The sequence below is a fragment of the Pseudomonas sp. TH15 genome (assembly GCF_016651105.1).
In the GTDB taxonomy this organism is placed as follows: Bacteria; Pseudomonadota; Gammaproteobacteria; order Pseudomonadales; family Pseudomonadaceae; genus Aquipseudomonas.
In genome coordinates this window covers 4,838,110-4,851,022 of record NZ_JAEKEL010000001.1, presented here as the reverse complement: position 1 = coordinate 4,851,022, position 12,913 = coordinate 4,838,110, and the positions used below count along the sequence as shown (strand labels likewise).

The following is a 12,913-nucleotide window of genomic DNA, read 5'->3' as shown; positions in this document are numbered from 1 at the left end:
AGATGACGATGGCAGGCCGGGCAATCAACGCACCCAATGCCCCTCAACCCAGAACCAGTTCGGCCCGCGCGCCTGCCAATGCCCCGGCTTCCAGTGCGCGTTGTATCGCACCGGCTGCCAGTGGCCGGGCATCCACACATAACCTCGGCCTTGCCAGCGCCAATGGCCCTGATCCCAGACATAACCGGGGCGCGGGCCGGGCATCACTTCCATGCGCATCGGCGGAGGTGCTTGCTGGACAATCACCACCTGCTGCGCAAACACCGGCGTGCTGGCCAGCGCCGCCAGGGTCAAAGGCACCAGCAGCAATGTTTTTCGCCATTTGGACAGGGAACGCAAAACGCTCATGACAACTCCTCAAGGCCTGCGTTGAAAAGTTAACGCAGCTGAAGAATTGGACGCTTCAAAAGGCAAACATCCCATTGGCCGCAGATGAAATTTTCTTCAAGGTAGGCGCTGTCGCAGGCTGCGGTTTTTGGCGCCTGGTTTGCTCGATCAAGCTCAAAAGATCGTCGCCTGAGGCAGGTCCTACAGGGGGTTGGTGTCGGGAGAGGGTATGATGTTGCGGTTTTCTGTCGGAGTTCGTTTGTCATGCCACGCATCACCCACTACAAAACCCCATGCCCCGAAGGCGTCAACAGCCAGATTCTGCAAATGGTGGTCGACTACCTGACCGACATCAGCGCGATCGGCCTCGGCCCGAGCAACCTGCTGTACAACGTCTATCAGTACGCGGTCGGCTACGAGGTGCATCTGTATCTGGAAGCGTTGAATGGCGATAAGGGCACCGAGGTGGAATTGCTGGTCGCGAGCGATGACGAGGATCCGGAGCAAGTGATCGGTTTCCTCTTGTACCTGCCGGTGCAGGGCGATTGGGAGGCGTGCAGCGTGGCTTACATGGCCGTGCGTGAAGGGCATCGACGTCAGGGTGTGGCGCGGGCGTTGATTGGCGAAATGGTCGGGCGTTATCCGCACGCCGAACTGGCCTGCACCGTCGGCAAAGTCCCTTATTTCGAAGCGCTGGGCTTTGAGGTGATCGCTGCGCGCGAGACGCAAGTACTCATGAGTACCCGGCATTACCGCAGCAATGGCCTGCGCGGCTTTATCGACACCACGCCGATTTACCGATCGCTGGAAGTGCAGCAGATTCACACGTATCTGTTACAGAAGAACGGCAAACGGGCGATGCTCGACGCCGAGAAGCAGCGCGACCGCCATCTCGATCAGACCACCCGTCACACCGAGGAATTTGTCCGCCAGCGCCTGACCCTGCATTGAAGGGAGCAAGCAAAAAACGCCGACAAAAAAATCTGCCTCAAGTCTCTTTGACGTCAGTTTGACGCTGCTGCCGGAATCGCAAGTACGAGGTCCGCAGTTGCCACTGAAAGCGGCGCGTCAACTCGGCGCTCAGATGTTCAAATAACCCCTGCAGGAGCTGCCGCAGGCTGCGATCTTTTGAGTTTTTTGAGGATCAGAAGATCGCGGCCTCGTTTCACTCGTCAGCTCCTGCGGGGGATTTTGGGGTTAGCGGGCGCCGGGCCACCCGGCCTTTTCGAGGGCGGCGAGCAGGGTTTTTTCGTCCAGTCCCGGTACAGCATGGCCATTGCCTTGAGTGCTTTCGCTGGCGAGCAGGGCGTTGATGATCGCCTCTTCAACCGCTTCGGTGGCGGCGAGGAACAGTTCGCTGATATGGTCGTTGTTGACCATGCGCAAGCCATCGCAGGTCGACGCCCCTTTGCCTTCATACGCCGCGGGCGGAACGTGATCGTTGCCGGTGGCGAACGCGATGAAAATGTCGCCGCTGTGATCCTCGTTACCACCGCCGGTACGCGCGAGGCCGAGGCTGGCGCGCTGCGCCAGACGCGTGCATTGATGGGGCAGCAGCGGTGCATCGGTGGCCAGACAGACCACGATGGAACCCATGCCGGGATGCGGCAACGATGCGCGCAAGAAGGGCGAATCCACCTGTTCCATGTAGCGGCCGACCGGGTAACCGTCGACCCGCAATTCACTGCGAATGCCGTGGTTGGCTTGCACAATCGCACCCACCGTCCAACCGCCCTGAACATCGCTCAAACGGCGTGATGCCGTGCCAATGCCACCCTTGAATTCATGGCAGATCATGCCGCTGCCTCCGCCCACGGCGCCTTCCTGTACCGGACCGGAGGCCGCGTTTTGCATGGCTTCGGCGACGTGCTCGGGCTTGACGTGAAAGCCGTTGATGTCATTGATCAGCCCGTCGTAAGTCTCCAGCACCACCGGCATGTTCCAGTAGAGGCGACCATCATCCGGTTGCTGTTCGCGATCCAGCACAATCAGCGCGTCACGCACCACGCCGAGGCTATGGGTGTTGGTAAACGCGATGGGGCTGGTCAGCAATCCGGCTTCGCGAATCCACTCAAGCCCCGTGGCATCACCGTTGCCATTGAGCACATGCACCCCGGCGAAGCACGGTTGCTGGCTGGTCGAGCCCTGCCGCGGCTCGATCAGGGTGACGCCGGTGCAGATGTCGCGACCCGCGCTGCTGCGGCCGCGCACATTGCTGTGGCCGACGCGGATGCCGGGTACATCGGTGATGGCGTTGAGCGGACCGGGCTGCATCTGGCCGATGAGAATATTGAGGTCACGTGCACGAGGTTTCATCGATATCTGTCTCTTGGATTAATGTCAGTGTTGTCACCAAATCTGTAGGAGCAAGGCTTGCCCGCGAAGACGTCCGCCCAATCGATGCATCTGCCGGCTGAATACCGCCATCGCGGGCAAGCCTTGCTCCTACAGGGGATGTACCGGGTTGTTTTGGTGTGCCATCCCCCTGTTGATATCCCCACAACGCTTGCGCATGATGCGGCTCTGCTGGCGTGTGGCCGGTGATGAACAACTGTGGTCAGCCTACCGGGCCGACCACGCCTGACCCATTCCCATCATGGGTTACACAAAAGGGGTAGAGCGTGGAGGCGTTGCTGAAGGAGTTGCCGGTGCACCAAGGGCTGGCCCGGGTGTTTGGCGCGCTGGGCCACGACGGTTTCTGGCGGGCGCTGGTGGATACCTTGCGGTTGCTGGTGCCCCTGGATAACGCCTTGGTCGCGGTGATGCGGGCGGGTCGGGTGCCGCAGTTGCTGATCGATTTCGACTCCCGCGCCAGCGCGCACGAGGAGGAAGAGTTGGCCGATTACAGCGCCGGCATGTACCTGCTCGATCCCTTCTATCAGGCAGCTTGTGCCGGAATAACTGACGGTTTGCACAGCCTCGATTCCGTGGCCCCGGACCAGTTTCAACAGAGCGAGTATTACCTGAGCTACTTCTGCTCAGTGGTGGGGGGTGATGAGCTGCAGTTCATGATCAATGTGGACGGTGCTGTACTCGGTTTATCGCTGGGCCGCTCGACGCGTTTCACCCTCGAGGAACAGGGGCGCCTGCTGTGTGTCCGCGACTGGGTGCTGGCGGCGATGAGCCGACACCTGCAACTCGTGCCGCCGGAGGGGCCGACGGCGGTGGCCGGGGATCTGGCGACCTTGCTGGATCGCTTCGGCGCGCGTTTGACCGCGCGGGAAGTCGAGACCGCCCGGCTGATTCTTCAAGGCTTCTCCAGCAAAGCCATCGCCCAGCAACTGAACATCTCCCCGGAAACGGTGAAAGTGCATCGGCGCAACCTTTACCACAAGCTCAACGTCAGCGGTCATGGCGAGTTATTTGCGCTGGTGTTGCGCCAAAACCGCGATGGATGATCACTGGTAGGCGCTGTCGAGTGAAACGCGGCTGCGATCTTTTGAATTTTTCAACGACATCAAAAGATCGCAGCCTGCGGCAGCTCCTGCACGGGGTTAGCTGATGCGTTGGAAGACCAGGGCTTTCAGGCCGCTTTGCGGGTCGATGTCGGGAAACTCCGGCGGGTTTTCCAGTCGTTGTTCGAAACGCAGGCTCGGCGCCTCGCGGGTGACGCCGTCGATCAGGAAGTCCGGGCCGAACGCTGGATCGTTCATGCAGGCCAGCACCGTGCCCTCGGACGTGAGCAGTTCCGGCAAGCGGCGCAATACTCGCTGATAGTCCTTGGTCAGCAGAAAACTGCCTTTCTGAAACGACGGCGGGTCGATGATCACCAGATCGTACGGCCCTTTGCCGATCACTTTGCCCCAGGACTTGAACAGGTCGTGGCCAAGGAACGTCACCTTGCTCAAGTCGTGGCCGTTGAGCCGGTGATTGTCGCGGCCACGGCTCAGGGCCGAGCTGGACATGTCCAGATTGACCACGTGCGCCGCGCCACCTTCGATGGCCGTGACCGAAAACCCGCAGGTGTAGGCGAACAGGTTCAGTACCCGCTTGCCCTCGGCATTGGCCCGCACCCAATCACGGCCGTAGCGCATGTCGAGGAACAGCCCGGCATTCTGCTTGCGGCCCAGGTCCACCCGATAATGCAGGCCGCCCTCGGTGATGGTCATTTCCTCGAGCGCGTCGCCGAGCAGCCATTCGGTGGTGCTTTGCAGCAGGTAGCGGTGTTGCAGCAACAGCGTGTGCGCACCGGATTGCTGCCACTCGGCTGACTGGGTGATCTCCAGCAGCAACCGCTTCAAGTCTTCCAGTTGCAGCGGTTCCGGCTCTTTGAACAGCGACACCAGTACCACGCCTTGCAACCAATCGACGGTCAATTGCTCCAGACCCGGCCAGCAACGTCCGCGCCCGTGAAACAAACGGCGGGTTTCGCTCGGCGCCGCCGCGAGTGCAGGCAGCAGATGGGCGTGGAGGGTGGCGAGGGCTTCAGGGTTCATCGGTCAGGGCCGGCAAGCAAAAGGGCCAGCATTTTAACCACAATTGCACCGTCGCGAACGCTTGTCGCGGGCCGGCCAGTTTCACCTTTCAGAAAAGAGCTGTATCAAAAATGAATTTCTGCAGAACGCGCCGCTCATACCAGATAAGCAGCGGATTCAAACCGCTAAATCGTTAATGCAGTTCCGGGAGTGCCAGTTCATGTGCCCAACACCAACGGCGAGCACGCACCTTCCCGGCAGCTTGATTCTGGTGGTGGAGGATGACCCGCTGATTCTGGAGTTTCTGTGCGAAATTCTTCAGGAAGAAGGCTTCGTCGTGCAGCCGCACACCAGCGCGGATGCGGCAGCGCAGTTCCTGGAACAGCACGCGGGCGAGGTCAAATTGTTGCTGACGGACATCACCATGCCCGGCAAGCGCAACGGCGCGGACCTGGCCAATGAGTTCGGTGATCGCTGGCCGGACAAGCCGATCATGATTATGTCCGGCTTCGAAACCCCGCAAAGCGCCGGAGTACGGCATGAGGTGGCGTTCATCAAGAAGCCCTGGGCGCTGGGGCAGTTGCTCGATTGTGTGGAAGGGGCCTTAAAGTCACACCGTCACCTGTAGGCGCTCGTGGGCGACCAGTGGTGTTACATTGCCCGCCCGGCCCTTGCGATAGGAAGCTGTCTTTTGCCTGCTAAAACATCCGTTTTCGATACGCCATACCGCGCCTTTCTGTTCGACATGGACGGCACCGTTCTCAACTCCATCGCCGCCGCCGAGCGGATCTGGACAACCTGGGCCGTGCGCCATGGTCTTGATGTCCAGACCTTCCTGCCGACCATCCACGGCGCTCGCGCTATCGATACCGTTAATCGTCAGGCCCTGCCGGGGCTGGATGCCGAGGCTGAAGCCGCCTGGATTACCGAGGCGGAAATCGAGGATGTGGAAGGGATTGTCGAGGTAGCGGGTGCGGCGGATTTTCTGAAGTCGCTGCCGGCTGACCGCTGGGCGATTGTCACCTCGGCGCCGAGGGCGTTGGCGTTGCGGAGGATGGCGGCGGCGGGGATTCCTGAGCCGGGTGTGATGGTCACGGCTGAAGACGTGAAGGCCGGAAAGCCTGATCCGGCTGGCTATCGACTGGCGGCTCAGCGATTGGGTGTTGAGGTGACTGAATGCCTGATTTTTGAAGATGCCACGGTCGGGATACAAGCGGCCGAAGCTGCCGGTTCTGACCTGGTCATCATCACGTCGACCCACGACCACCCGATCGAGACCCCGCATGCAACATTGGCTGACTACACCTCAGTCGAGGTCCGTACGAACGCCGATGGCCGGATCCAACTGCATTCTTCCTGATCCACCCCAATCCCCTGTGGGAGCGGGCTTGCTCGCGAAGGCGTAATGTCAGTCGATATCAATATTGGCTGACCCACCGCTTTCGCGAGCAAGCCCGCTCCCACAGTGATTAATGCTGGTCAGTAAACTCCGGGAATCAGCCTCCAACTCCTGCCGCAATAAACCTCATATTCCCAACCAAACTGCGCCCGCAGCAGCGCCTCTTCGGCGTTAATCCGTGCGATCAGCGGGATCAGCGTCAACGCCGCCAGCAACAGGCCAACCCCCGAGCGAAACGCCAGTGCCCAACCAATGGCAATGACCATCAGCCCCAGATAACTGGGGTTGCGCAAATTTCGGTAGATGCCGTCGGTCACCAGGGTGTGTCCCGGCTGAATCGCCACCAATCCGCTGAAACGCTTGCCCAGCACAAACACCGGCCACAGCCGCAGCGCGCCGCCAAGGATGAACAGCAGCGCACCGAGCCAGCGCACGCCCTCGCCACCAAAGGTCCAGAAGTCGATGCGGTCGGTGTAGGCCGGCACAAACCCGCTCACCAGCCCAATCACGCCAAACGCCGGAAGCACCCAGCGATTGGCCCGGTCCTCGCGTTCGCCGGCACTCAGGTTGACCTCGGTGAACAGCGATGCGATCACCATTGCCACCGTCGCCAGCGCCACTACCACCAGCGAACCGTGGGAGAAAAATATCCCCACACCACCGATCCCCCACATCGCCAGACCCAGGTAGGCGAGGCTGGCGAGTACCGCGGCAACGGTCATTTGCGCTGACATTCTCATGGCAATCTCGCAACGAAATGCTGATGCGATGAGTGTAGATCCGCCACAAACCTGTAGGGGCCGAGCTTGCTCGCGAAAGCGGTGCATCAGTCGATATCTGCGTTAATCGACTCGCCGCCCTCGCGAGCAAGCTCGGCTCCTACAAGGGGGCGGCGGTGAGGACTTTGCGGAAGGTTTCTACCAACGGCCGCAAGTTGATCCGGTGCCACGCCGCCCACAACGGTGTGGTGAGCGTCAGCCAAGGCACTTCGCGCAATACCACACCCGGCGGCGCGTTATGGCTCAAGCCTTTCTGAATCATCGCAATCCCAAGCCCCGACGCCACCAGCCCCAGCGCCGTAAACGGCTCGGTTGCCTGCATGCGCACATCCGGGGTGAAACCGGCGCGGATGCACGCGCTGACAAACTCATCACTCGCATCCTGACGTGGTTGCACGCCGATCCATTCCTGCCCGGCCAGATCCTGCGGGCTCAACGTTGCCTGGTGCGCCAGCGGATGGTGCTCCGGCAGGGCCAGCAGCATCGGGTCATCGAGCACCTGAAAACCCAGCAAGTCCGGGTCGTCATCGGTCGGCGGCTCGCTCACCAGGGCGATATCGAGACTACGCTGACGCAGGCCCTCCAGTTGCTCGGCCGAACTCAGGTTGTACAGCGCGACATGCACATTCGGTCGATCGATGCGCAGTACCCGCAAGGCATTGGGCAGCACGCCGGCGTGCATGGCGTTTTCGATATAGCCGATGCACAAACCGCCTTCCTCACCCCGGCCCAAGCGTTTGCCGAGGGATTCGAGGCGATTGGCGTGGGTCAGCAGGGCACGGGTTTCGGCGAGAAATGTCTGACCATCACGGGTCAGCCGAATGCGCTGTTGGCTGCGCTCGAACAGCGTCAGGCCCAAGCGCTCCTCTAGCTGGGCGATCTGCCGGCTGAGTGGGCTTTGGGAAATATGCAGCCGTTCGGCGGCGCGGCCGACGTGCTCTTCCTCGGCGACTACAACGAAGTAGCGCAATTGGCGAATGTCGATCATGTCAGACCTGTAGGGACTCAAGTGCTGCACATTATGTCTTGGACGGTCTCGGTGTCGCAATCTAGGATCTGCTCAACGGTCACGCAGACCCTGAACCTATGAGGAACATCCAATGAGCTTGAAAGACAAACTGCCCGGCCAACTCGGTTTCGGTACTGCCCCACTGGGCAACATGTTCCGCGCCATTCCCGAGGAAGAAGCGCAAGCCACCGTGCATGCCGCGTGGGCTGCCGGCGTGCGTTACTTCGACACCGCGCCGTTTTATGGCTCGGGCTTGTCGGAAATCCGCCTCGGCGAAGCTTTGAAGCAATACAACCGCGATGACTATGTACTCAGTAGCAAAGTCGGCCGAGTGATTCTCGATGAAGTCGAAGACGCCGCTGCCCGCGATCTCGGCGAAAAAGTGGCGTGTTCGAGCACGGTCGCCCGAACAAGATCGTTAACGACTACAGCGCCGACGCGACCCTGCGCTCCATCGAAGACAGCCTCAAGCGCCTGCAGACCGATCGCCTCGACATCGTTTGGGTGCACGACATCGCCCAGGACTTTTACGGCGATCAATGGCTGGAGTACTTCAATCAGGCGCGCACCGGTGCGTTCAAGGTGCTGACGCGTTTGCGCGAAGAAGGCGTGATCAAGGGCTGGGGCCTGGGTGTGAACAAAGTCGAGCCGTGTGAACTGACGCTGGATCTGACGGAAGCGCAGCCTGACGGTTTCCTCTTGGCCGGGCGCTACACGCTGCTCGATCACGAACGGCCGTTGCAGCGCCTGATGGATGCGGCATTGGCGCAGAACGTTGAAATTGTTGTCGGTGGACCCTACAGCTCGGGGATTCTTGCCGGTGGCGCGCACTTTGAATACCAGCAGGCCAGCCCTGAAGTCGTTGCCAGGGTTGAACAGATCAAACGCATCGCTGCTGCTTTTGGCGTTGATGTGAAAGCCGCTGCGCTGCAATTTTCGCTGGCCCATCCGGCGGTCGCGGCAGTGATTCCTGGCGCGAGCAAGCCGGGGCGGATTGCTGAGGATGTGGCGGCTTTGTCGGCAGTGATTCCAGCCGGGTTCTGGCAGGCATTGCGTGAAGCGAAACTGGTTTCCGAACGGGCGCCGTTGCCGGATCAAAAGATCGCAGCCTACGGCAGCTCCTACATGGGAGGTGTGTGATGAAGATTGATTTGGGTGGCAAGCTGGCGATAGTCAGTGGCAGCACGGCGGGTATTGGTTTGGGCATCAGCCAGTCGCTGGCCGAGGCCGGGGCCACGGTGGTGGTCATCGGCCGCGACACCGGTAAGGTCGAACAAGCACTGGCGAGCATTCGGCAGAAGGTGCCGGGAGCGCAGTTGCGTGGTTTGACTGCGGATCTGGGCACCGCCGAAGGTGCGGCCAAGTTGTTCGCCGCCGAGCCGCGTGCCGACATTCTGGTGAACAACCTGGGCATCTTCAATGACGTCGATTTCTTTGAGGCGCCGGACAGTGAGTGGACGCGCTTCTATGAGGTCAATGTGATTTCCGGCGTGCGCCTTGCGCGGCACTATGTGCCGGCGATGGTCGAGCAGGGCTGGGGACGGGTGATCTTCCTGTCTTCGGAATCCGGGGTGGCCACACCGGCAGACATGATCAATTATGGCGTAACCAAAAGCGCCAATCTGGCGGTGTCTCACGGTCTGGCCAAGCGTCTGGCTGGCACCGGTGTGACAGTCAATGCGATCCTGCCGGGGCCGACGTTTACCGATGGCCTGGAAGAGATGCTCAAGGATGCCGCCGCCGAATCGGGCCGCACGCTGCGCGATGAGGCCGACGCCTTTGTGCGCAAGGCCCGTCCTACTTCCATCATCCAGCGCGTGGCCGACGTTGAAGAGGTTGCGCACCTGGTGACTTACATTGCGTCACCGCTGTCTTCGGCGACCACTGGCGCGGCGTTGCGCGTCGATGGTGGTGTGGTCGACAGCCTGACGATCTGAATTCGAATTCTTCAAGAGAGACGTATATTTATGCCAACAGCATCTGCAACCATCGACATCCCGGCTTCGGCCGATCAGGTCTGGCAATTGATCGGCGGTTTCAACACGCTGCCGGACTGGCTGCCGTTCATTCCCAAGAGTGAGTTGAGCGAAGGCGGGCGCGTGCGCACCCTGCAAACCGCCGATGGCGGCGTGGTGATCGAGCGCCTGCAAGCGTTCGACAACACGGCGAAGACCTACAGCTATTCGATCGAACAGGCGCCGTTCCCGGCCACCGATTATCTGGCGACGATCAAGGTTGAAGCCCAAGGGCAGGGCGCACGGGTGACGTGGTCAGGCCGTTTCAACGCCAAAGGCGTCAGCGATGAAGAAGTCGAAGCGCTGTTCAACGGCATCTACCAGGGCGGCCTCGAAGCGCTGCGCGCCAACTACCCAACCTGACCGCCACCACAGCTTTTGTAGGAGCCGAGCTTGCTCGCGAAAGCGGTGTACCAGTCAGCAAAGATGCAGGCTGACCCAATGCCTTCGCGAGCAAGCTCAGCTCCTACGTTGAAAGCGGTGTATCAGACAAACCGCCACCACTGCTTTTTGTAGGAGCCGAGCTTGCTCGCGAAAGCGGCGTGTCAGTCAGCAAAGATGCAGGCTGACCCAATGCCTTCGCGAGCAAGCTCAGCTCCTACAGTGAAGGCGTTGGGGCAGTCAGTAACGATGCAGGCTGACACGGCGTGTTCGCGAGCAAGCTCGGCGCCTACAGGGGTTGTGCTTTCTGTAATCAGGAGTTTTCGATCAGGCTCTGTCGGCAATCGAGCACCAGTTTCGCCCCACCCAAATCGCTGGTGCCGACGTCGAGGGTGAAACCGTGCAGGCTGACAATCGCCGCAACGATCGATAGCCCCAAGCCAAATCCACTCTGCTGATTGCCGCCCTCAGCCCGATAGAACCGCTGGAACACCGCCTCACGTTCAGACGGAGGAATGCCCGGCCCGGAATCGAGCACTTCGATTCGTGTATGCCCACCCTGATTAACCCCACGCAAAATCACTTCGCCACCCGGCGGTGTGAATTTGATCGAGTTGCTCAACAGGTTCGCAATGGCCTCGAACAACAGCGCTCGATCGCCATTGAGTGAAGGCAGGGACGCTGGCAATTGCAGCTGAAAAACCAGTTCACCTTCTTCCGCCAGCGGCAGATAAAAGTCATGCAGCTCTTGTAGTAGAGGCACTGGATCAAGCTGCACAAAGCCTGAACGTCGCTGACGATCCTCCAGTTCGGAAATTCGCAGCAAGCCGCGAAACCGTGCCATCAAGGTGTCGGCCTCGGCCATTACCGAATCCAGTTGCTGCGCCAGGGGCGAGCTCTGGTCGGCCTGTTGCTGAATCCGGTACAACTGCGCTCGCAGGCGGGTCAGCGGGGTACGCAGGTCATGGGCGATGTTGTCACATACGCCTTTGACCTCGTTCATCAGGCGCTCGATGCGCTCGAGCATGGCATTGACGATGGCGGCGAGCATGTCCAGTTCGTCGCGCCGGTTGGACAGTGGCAAACGGCGGGTCAAGTCGCCGGCGACGATGGCTTCGGCACTGGCCTGGATCGCGCGGATGCGCCGCAGCGGCCGACGGCGTAACAAATGCCAGCCGGCGATGCCGGGCAGGATCGTGAGGGACACCCCCCAGAACAGCGCGCGGAGGATGATCCGGGTCACGGCAAACAACGAACCGTTGTCGCGCACCAGCACTAGCCAGCGACCGTCCAGCGTCGGGGTCGCCACGGCGTCGCAGCTGTCTTCGGGCAAGGTCGGGTCGTCGGACTCGGCGCAGTCCGCGAGCATGTGGATCCGGGCGTCCAGCGGCAGATCCGACGGTATCTCGCGCAAGGCGCCGCTGAGGTAGCGATGCTCGGCATCGAACAGGCCATAGGCATCGATGCCGCGGATGTCGAAGGTCATGCTGGCGGCGAGGGCGTCCACCAGTTGTTCGCCCTGGAAGCGCGAAAACAGGTGTTGGCGCTGCATCAGCGAATGCTTGGCGAGGTTGTCCAGATAGCCGGAGACTTCGTAGTACATAACCCCCATGAGGATCCCGCTCCAGGCCACGAACAGCGAACTGTACAGCGCCAGCAAACGGCTGCTGGAAGAGCGCCAGCCTTTAGAGGGGTTCAGCAATGACATACCCCGAGCCTCGCACAGTCCGGATCAGTGGGACGTTGCCGGGCGGGTCGATCTTCTTGCGCAAACGGCCGATGTGCACGTCGATCAGGTTGGTGCCGGGGTCGAAGTGGTAACCCCAGACTTCTTCGAAAATCATCATTCGCGACAGAATCTGCCCGGTGTTGCGCATCAGGAACTCCAACAGCTTGTATTCGGTAGGCAGCAGCGTCAGCAATTCGCCATTGCGGCTGGCTTCGTGGCTGATCAGGTTCAGTTCCAGATCCGACACCCGCAGCGTAGTCGCGTGGGAGCTGACCGTGTTTTGCCGGCGCAGCAACACTTCCACTCGCGCCGCCATTTCATCGGTGGCGAAGGGTTTGGTCAGGTAATCGTCGCCGCCGGCACGCAGGCCTCGCACGCGTTCGTCGACGTCGGAGAGGGCGCTGATCATCAGAATCGGCGTAGCCACGCCCATGGTCCGCAGCGTGGTGACAATTGCCAGGCCATCGAGCTCCGGCAGCATGCGGTCGAGGGTGATCAGGTCGTAGTCACCGCTGACCGCTCGTGCCAGGCCTTCACGACCATTGTCGACCCAGTCCACCTCCAGACCGTGGTTGCTCAATTCCGCCACAATTTCCCGGGCGGTCACGGCGTCGTCTTCGATGGTCAAGATTCGAGTCATAGGGCAGGCCTTGATCGGTTCAAACGGAATGGCAGCATTTTGCCAAGAAATTTCCGTGACGCTTTAAATTAACTTTCATGTTGTAGCTGTCAAAAACGCAAATCGGCGGATTTATTTTCCAGTGCAGAAAACCCGCTGAAATCGACCCTTTGTTGCAATTTGCATGGTCTTAGGAAGTTCATCTTTTCTAAGTTATTGATAAACATAGGTTTATTAAAT

The 12,913-nt window shown here is 60.4% G+C and carries 13 protein-coding genes and 1 pseudogene; 7 read left to right on the top strand and 7 right to left on the bottom strand.

From position 1 onward, the window contains the following. Nucleotides 1–24: 24 nt before the first annotated feature. Nucleotides 25–348, bottom strand: a complete 324-nt coding sequence (locus JFT87_RS21910; RefSeq protein WP_201204502.1) for a YXWGXW repeat-containing protein — start codon at nucleotides 346–348, stop codon at nucleotides 25–27. 243 nt (nucleotides 349–591) lie between these two features. Here JFT87_RS21910 and JFT87_RS21905 point away from each other — a divergent pair, with 243 nt between their 5' ends. Then, nucleotides 592–1,278: a GNAT family N-acetyltransferase gene (locus JFT87_RS21905; protein WP_201204500.1), complete on the top strand. Its 687-nt coding sequence runs from the start codon at nucleotides 592–594 to the stop codon at nucleotides 1,276–1,278. A gap of 246 nt (nucleotides 1,279–1,524) precedes the next feature. On the opposite strand, the gene JFT87_RS21900 is transcribed toward JFT87_RS21905, so the two are convergent. After that, the gene (locus tag JFT87_RS21900; RefSeq protein ID WP_201204498.1) at nucleotides 1,525–2,643 is read right to left on the bottom strand and encodes a DmpA family aminopeptidase; all 1,119 of its coding nucleotides are present in this window, start codon (nucleotides 2,641–2,643) and stop codon (nucleotides 1,525–1,527) included. Nucleotides 2,644–2,948: 305 nt separating this feature from the next. Here JFT87_RS21900 and JFT87_RS21895 point away from each other — a divergent pair, with 305 nt between their 5' ends. Then, a complete protein-coding gene (locus JFT87_RS21895; RefSeq protein ID WP_201204496.1) occupies nucleotides 2,949–3,725 on the top strand; it encodes a LuxR C-terminal-related transcriptional regulator in 777 nt (258 codons plus the stop codon). Between the two features lie 96 nt (nucleotides 3,726–3,821). Here the strand turns inward: JFT87_RS21895 and JFT87_RS21890 are convergent, their stop codons facing one another. Beyond that, a complete protein-coding gene (locus JFT87_RS21890) occupies nucleotides 3,822–4,763 on the bottom strand; it encodes a class I SAM-dependent methyltransferase (RefSeq protein ID WP_201204494.1) in 942 nt (313 codons plus the stop codon). A gap of 199 nt (nucleotides 4,764–4,962) precedes the next feature. Here JFT87_RS21890 and JFT87_RS21885 point away from each other — a divergent pair, with 199 nt between their 5' ends. Together JFT87_RS21885 and JFT87_RS21880 are read left to right on the top strand one after the other, a co-directional pair. Then, complete coding sequence (locus JFT87_RS21885; protein WP_201205312.1) at nucleotides 4,963–5,370, top strand: response regulator; 408 nt, start codon at nucleotides 4,963–4,965, stop codon at nucleotides 5,368–5,370. Between the two features lie 63 nt (nucleotides 5,371–5,433). Continuing rightward, a complete protein-coding gene (locus JFT87_RS21880) occupies nucleotides 5,434–6,102 on the top strand; it encodes an HAD-IA family hydrolase (RefSeq protein ID WP_201204492.1) in 669 nt (222 codons plus the stop codon). Nucleotides 6,103–6,221: 119 nt separating this feature from the next. Here the strand turns inward: JFT87_RS21880 and JFT87_RS21875 are convergent, their stop codons facing one another. After that, entirely contained in the window at nucleotides 6,222–6,881 is a 660-nt protein-coding gene (locus JFT87_RS21875; protein ID WP_201204490.1) for a methyltransferase family protein, read from the bottom strand. A gap of 139 nt (nucleotides 6,882–7,020) precedes the next feature. Next, nucleotides 7,021–7,908, bottom strand: coding sequence for a LysR substrate-binding domain-containing protein (locus tag JFT87_RS21870; RefSeq protein WP_201204489.1), 888 nt, complete (start codon nucleotides 7,906–7,908; stop codon nucleotides 7,021–7,023). Between the two features lie 112 nt (nucleotides 7,909–8,020). On the opposite strand from JFT87_RS21870, the pseudogene JFT87_RS21865 reads away from it, so the two are divergent. The 3 genes and pseudogenes from JFT87_RS21865 to JFT87_RS21855 all read left to right on the top strand — a co-directional run bounded on the left by JFT87_RS21865 (nucleotide 8,021) and on the right by JFT87_RS21855 (nucleotide 10,307). Further along, nucleotides 8,021–9,069: pseudogene (locus JFT87_RS21865) on the top strand (aldo/keto reductase). Further along, nucleotides 9,069–9,866 (top strand): SDR family NAD(P)-dependent oxidoreductase, encoded by a 798-nt coding sequence (locus tag JFT87_RS21860; RefSeq protein WP_201204488.1) that lies wholly within the window; start codon nucleotides 9,069–9,071, stop codon nucleotides 9,864–9,866. Before JFT87_RS21865 ends, JFT87_RS21860 begins: the two are co-directional and overlap by 1 nt. A gap of 30 nt (nucleotides 9,867–9,896) precedes the next feature. Next, nucleotides 9,897–10,307: an SRPBCC family protein gene (locus JFT87_RS21855; protein ID WP_201204487.1), complete on the top strand. Its 411-nt coding sequence runs from the start codon at nucleotides 9,897–9,899 to the stop codon at nucleotides 10,305–10,307. Nucleotides 10,308–10,638: 331 nt separating this feature from the next. Here JFT87_RS21855 and JFT87_RS21850 read toward each other — a convergent pair whose 3' ends face one another. After that, complete coding sequence (locus tag JFT87_RS21850; RefSeq protein WP_201204486.1) at nucleotides 10,639–12,033, bottom strand: sensor histidine kinase; 1,395 nt, start codon at nucleotides 12,031–12,033, stop codon at nucleotides 10,639–10,641. Continuing rightward, nucleotides 12,011–12,694, bottom strand: a complete 684-nt coding sequence (locus tag JFT87_RS21845) for a response regulator transcription factor (protein ID WP_201204485.1) — start codon at nucleotides 12,692–12,694, stop codon at nucleotides 12,011–12,013. Before JFT87_RS21845 ends, JFT87_RS21850 begins: the two co-directional genes overlap by 23 nt. Between the last annotated feature and the right edge of the window lie 219 nt (nucleotides 12,695–12,913).

Bases quoted from the DNA above. Each gene is read 5' to 3' on its own strand.
- JFT87_RS21870 (WP_201204489.1), bottom strand. From the start codon at position 7,908: ATGATCGACATTCGCCAATTGCGCTACTTCGTTGTAGTCGCCGAGGAA.
- JFT87_RS21885 (WP_201205312.1), top strand. From the start codon at position 4,963: ATGTGCCCAACACCAACGGCGAGCACGCACCTTCCCGGCAGCTTGATT.
- JFT87_RS21905 (WP_201204500.1), top strand. From the start codon at position 592: ATGCCACGCATCACCCACTACAAAACCCCATGCCCCGAAGGCGTCAAC.
- JFT87_RS21855 (WP_201204487.1), top strand. From the start codon at position 9,897: ATGCCAACAGCATCTGCAACCATCGACATCCCGGCTTCGGCCGATCAG.
- JFT87_RS21875 (WP_201204490.1), bottom strand. From the start codon at position 6,881: ATGAGAATGTCAGCGCAAATGACCGTTGCCGCGGTACTCGCCAGCCTC.
- JFT87_RS21900 (WP_201204498.1), bottom strand. From the start codon at position 2,643: ATGAAACCTCGTGCACGTGACCTCAATATTCTCATCGGCCAGATGCAG.
- JFT87_RS21845 (WP_201204485.1), bottom strand. From the start codon at position 12,694: ATGACTCGAATCTTGACCATCGAAGACGACGCCGTGACCGCCCGGGAA.
- JFT87_RS21910 (WP_201204502.1), bottom strand. From the start codon at position 348: ATGAGCGTTTTGCGTTCCCTGTCCAAATGGCGAAAAACATTGCTGCTG.
- JFT87_RS21850 (WP_201204486.1), bottom strand. From the start codon at position 12,033: ATGTCATTGCTGAACCCCTCTAAAGGCTGGCGCTCTTCCAGCAGCCGT.
- JFT87_RS21860 (WP_201204488.1), top strand. From the start codon at position 9,069: ATGAAGATTGATTTGGGTGGCAAGCTGGCGATAGTCAGTGGCAGCACG.
- JFT87_RS21890 (WP_201204494.1), bottom strand. From the start codon at position 4,763: ATGAACCCTGAAGCCCTCGCCACCCTCCACGCCCATCTGCTGCCTGCA.